Consider the following 460-nt stretch of genomic DNA (forward strand, 5'->3'; position numbering starts at 1 on the left):
ATGCTGGAGGCATGGGCTTGGTGTCGGCCGCCAGGCAGGAGGAGTACATCCGCGGCGGAGTGGGCGGCGGCTGTGGTTCCGTCGCGGTGCTCGCGGCGGTGATCGCCACGGCGCAGGCGCAGATCAGCCCCGCTGTCACGGCGAGCCTTGCACGGCGGCTCACCGGTCGCCGCTGAAGTGGTCGCGAATCTCATCGCTGCAGTCGTCCGCGCCGACCCGGGTTCGTGTGAGGGCCAGCACGCCGTCGTCGGTGCCTTCCCTCCTGGCCTCGGCCAACTGCGCCTCGATGTCCGCGATGTACTCAGCACACTCGGCGCTGACGGGCTTCTCGGGCTGCGGGTCAGGTGACGGGGAGGCGTTCAGGGCGGCGGTGGCAGCGATACCGGCCACGCACAGCACCACCCACACGGCAACCCACGTGCGGCGGCTCATCCGTAACGGCTTGGGCATGCAGGCATCC

Annotated in this window: 1 protein-coding gene; it reads right to left on the reverse strand. The window is 70.4% G+C overall.

Annotation, left to right across the window (positions count from 1 at the left end; genetic code table 11):
- Positions 1–159 precede the first annotated feature (159 nt).
- On the reverse strand, positions 160–460 hold a 301-nt coding region (locus LPA54_RS38205; protein ID WP_228984980.1), incomplete at its 5' end, for a hypothetical protein.

The sequence above is a fragment of the Streptomyces sp. DH12 genome (genome assembly GCF_020873895.1).
GTDB lineage: Bacteria > Actinomycetota > Actinomycetes > Streptomycetales > Streptomycetaceae > Streptomyces.